The organism is Streptomyces sparsus (assembly GCF_054776295.1).
In genome coordinates, this window is record NZ_BAAHCA010000488.1 from 1 (window position 1) to 3,720 (window position 3,720).

Annotated in this window: 3 protein-coding genes; 1 reads left to right on the top strand and 2 read right to left on the bottom strand. The window is 73.2% G+C overall.

What is annotated here, in order from left to right:
- Both ACYVE9_RS18945 and ACYVE9_RS18950 read right to left on the bottom strand, forming a co-directional pair.
- Window positions 1-1,652 (bottom strand): FAD/NAD(P)-binding protein (locus ACYVE9_RS18945; protein ID WP_461029076.1); only part of this gene is annotated, 1,652 nt, incomplete at its 3' end.
- Window positions 1,653-1,845: 193 nt separating this feature from the next.
- The gene (locus ACYVE9_RS18950; protein ID WP_461029074.1) at window positions 1,846-2,523 is read right to left on the bottom strand and encodes an HNH endonuclease family protein; all 678 of its coding nucleotides are present in this window, start codon (window positions 2,521-2,523) and stop codon (window positions 1,846-1,848) included.
- Between the two features lie 525 nt (window positions 2,524-3,048).
- Here ACYVE9_RS18950 and ACYVE9_RS18955 point away from each other — a divergent pair.
- A complete protein-coding gene (locus tag ACYVE9_RS18955) occupies window positions 3,049-3,630 on the top strand; it encodes a TMEM165/GDT1 family protein (protein ID WP_461029075.1) in 582 nt (193 codons plus the stop codon).
- The last annotated feature ends 90 nt before the right edge of the window (window positions 3,631-3,720 follow it).

Consider the following 3,720-nt stretch of genomic DNA (forward strand, 5'->3'; position numbering starts at 1 on the left):
AGCAGCCCGGCCAGCAGCGGGTCGGTGGTGCGCCGGAGGTCGGGCTCGGGCAGTCGGGCCTCGACGAGTGCGGTGGTCCGGACCTCGACGCCCGGCACGTGCGGGGAGTGGGCGGTGAACGCGCCCCCGGGGCCGGTGCCCACCCGCATGCCGGGTCCGAGCACGTCGAGCACACCGGCCTCGATGAGCGCCGCCGTCTCGGCTATGCGCTGCCGGGGCGGGCCGATGGAGAGGAACGCGTTGAGCGGGGTGTACCAGCGGTCGAGCCCGTCCCGGCGGGACGCTCCCGTCAGCCCGCCGTGGTCGACCGTCAGGCGGAGTTCGTTGCGCAGGTCCCGCAGCACGTCGAGCGCTGCCTTGACGGGACCGTCGACGTTGCCCAGCCGGGCCTGGGCGACGTCCTCCCGCAGCCGGTCGAGCAGCCAGCGGCGGTGCTCGCCGGCGTCGCGGAAGGTCCGGTGGCGGTGCGGGTGGGTGAGCGCCGTCCAGTCCCAGCGTTCCGTCGCCGTGATCCCGAACCCGTCCAGCACCGCGTGCTCTTCGGCGCTGCCGCGCAGGGTGGCCAGCAGGGCGGTCCGGAACTGCTCGATGCCGCCGCCGGGTTCGCACGCCGTGGGCTGCCTGCGGCGCAACAGCGCTTCGTAGTAGACGGTTTCGACCTCCCGGGCGACGAGCGGCCAGACGTCGGTGAGGAAGTCGGGCGGGTCGCCCGCGTCGGTGCGCTTGCGGAACTGGGCGATGACGTCAGCGGTGAGCAGGCGGGGCATGTGCCGTCCGTGGGCGCCCTTGGCGTTGTCACCGCGGGCGTGGTACGGCACCCCGCGGCGCGACCCGGCGAACAGCCGGGGCTCCCGACCGGACGGCAGGTAGCGCAGGGTTCCGGTGCCGTCGTCGGTGAACCTGCCGCCGCGGCCGGTGGTCAGCAGGGCGAGGTGGTCGAAGAAGGTCAGGCCGAGGCCGCGCAGCAGCACCGGCCGGCCGGGCTCCAGTGCGGCGAGCCGTTCGACGTGGTCGGCGGGGTTGCCCGGCGGCAGGTAGCGCAGGTGGTGGCTGTCGGCATGGGCGGCGAGACGTTCCTGCTCGCTGTCCTCGGCGACGGGCAGGTGCCCCTGGGCGAGGACGACGGCGGCGAGGCCGTCGAGCCGGCTGCCGTCGTCGAGTCGGAGGGTCTGGGTGCCGTCGTGGCTGTCGGTGAGCTCGACGGCGTGCCGCCGGTGGACGCGTATGTCGACGGCAGCCGGTGCGGCGGCCACGGTACTGGCGAACACCCACTTCAGGTAGCCGCCGTACAGGGCCCGGGTGGGGTAGTCGTCCGGGCCGAGCGCGCGGCCCGCGGCTCGGTCCTCGGAGCGGTCCTCGGGCCGGTCCGCGGAGTGGTGGCCACGGAGGTGCCAGGTGTGCAGGCTGGGACCGGGACGGATCGGTCCGGCGCAGGCGACGCTCGCGTCGGTGAACAGCGTGACCTGGGAGGCGACGGTGTTCATCAGCAGTTCGGCGGGCTGATCGGTCCGCCAGACCTGGCCCGCCCCGGCGGGGTGGGGGTCAACGACGTGCACGGTCAGCCGCGTGCCGGCCGGCAGCAGTTCGGGGACGGAGGCGCACAGGCGTTCCAGCACGCTCGTGCCGCGAGGTCCGGCACCCACTATGGCCATGGAGCGGTCGGTCAGGACGGCCACGGTGGTGACTCCCCGGGTCGGGTGCTGTGCGGGCGGTCACCATCATGCCCTTCGCCCCCGGCCGCCGGTGCCCCGACCGGAACATCCACCTCCGCTGCGCGGTGGATCTTACCGGCCGGGGATTATCTCGCCTCTACCGCCGGTCAGTTGGTGCTCGGTGGTCGCCCGCTCAGCAGCTGGCGAGCGTCCGGGTCAGCGCTGCCTTCTCGGTGGTGTCGACGGTCATGGCGTAGTTGTTCTTGATCCACACCCACGAGCGCGCGTAGGTGCAGTGGTAGGCGGTGCGCGGCATCCACTCGGCCGGGTCCTTGTCGCCCTTGCTGCGGTTGGAGCTCGCGGACACCGCGATCAGCTGCGCGGCCTGGAGGTTGTTGGCGAAGGACTGCCGCTTGGCGGCCGACCAGGTGCGCCCACCGGAGCGCCACGCCTCGGCCAGCGGCACCATGTGGTCGATGTCCACACCGGAGGAGTCGGTGAGGGTCACCCCGTCGAACTGCGAGTACCAGCTGCCGCTGACGGCGCGGCACTGGTCGTCGGTCCGCACGTTGCTGCCGTCGCGCTGGAGCACGATCTCCCGGGTGTTGCAGTTGTTGCCCTGGTTGCTCCAGTGCGGGAAGAGGTTGCGGCTGTAGCCGTCCATGGAGGTCTCGGCGGCGACCCTCAGCCCGGCGAGCATGCTGCGGGCCTGGGAGGCGCTGGGCGGGGTGGGCGGAGCCGCCTGAGCGGCGGGGGCCAGCAGCAGCATGCTGCCGGTGAGGCCGGTCAGTGCGAGGGCGGTGCTGAGCAGGATGCGGGGTCGACGCGCGTAGAGACGACGGCGGCTGGTGGTCTCGCGTATGCCGTGCATACGGGCTCCCTCGAGGTGGGGGTGGTGCCGGGTGGGTGTGCTGCTACGGGATGCTGGCGCCGCAGGGTTTCCGGTCGGCGGGTCGCAGGTAACAGGTTGGCGACATGTGCACGTCACATCAAGAGCCGTGCCGGCATTTCCCCCCTCGGACCCGTTCCCGGTGCCTGCGGGGGAGCGTGACGGAGGGTCAGTGCGCGAGGGGGCGGCGCCGGGCCTCCGAGGCCGTCGCCCTGGCACGGACCGTGGACGGCGGTGCGCAGGGGCCCGGGCGCGCGGCCGTGCCGGGGCGCGGAACACCCGTGGGGGCCGCGCGCGGCATGCCGTATCGTGGTGGCGTCTGAAGGGGAGTAGCTCCTCGCCGGAACGTCGACATACTGGGCGGCTCGCCGCCCCGGCGCCCGGAGCGCACCGCGACGCGGTGCGCCAGCGAGACCTTCGGCCGCAGTGTCCCAGATGCTGCCGTGCCGAAGCGTGCCATTCCCGGTGGGCCCCTCGGTGCGGCCCGATCGAACGAGGAATGGTCCCGTGTTCAGCCTCACCGTTGTCGCCGTGGTGTTCGGCGTCGTCTTCCTTGCCGAACTGCCCGACAAGACCGCCATGGCCGGCCTGGTGCTCGGCACCCGCTTCCGGGCGTCCTACGTCTTCGCCGGCGTGGCGGCGGCGTTCGTCGTGCACGTGGCGCTCGCGGTCGCCGCGGGCAGTGTGCTGACCCTGCTGCCGCAACGCCTGCTCGCGGCGGTCACCGGCCTGCTGTTCCTGGGAGGAGCGGCGGTGCTGCTGTGGAAGAAGGACCACGGCGCGGAAGAGGTGAAGGAACCCGCCGACCAGTCCTTTTGGAAGGTCGCGGGCAGCGGCTTCACGCTGATCATGGTGGCGGAGTTCGGTGACCTCACGCAGATCATGACGGCCAATCTCGCCGCCCGGTACGAGGACCCGCTGTCCGTCGGGCTCGGTGCCGTCCTGGCCCTCTGGTCGGTGGCCGGACTGGGCATTCTCGGTGGCCGGGCGCTGATGCGGCGGGTGCCGCTGCGCCTGATCACCCGCATCGCGGCGGCCCTCATGACCGGTCTGGGGCTCTGGAGCCTCTTCGAGGCCGTCGCAGCCTGACAGCCCGTCCCGGATGCCGGGCGGTCCGGGACGCCTGACGGGCGGCCCGGGACAGATGCCGGGCCCGGGCGGGCGGCCCGGGGCCGGCGG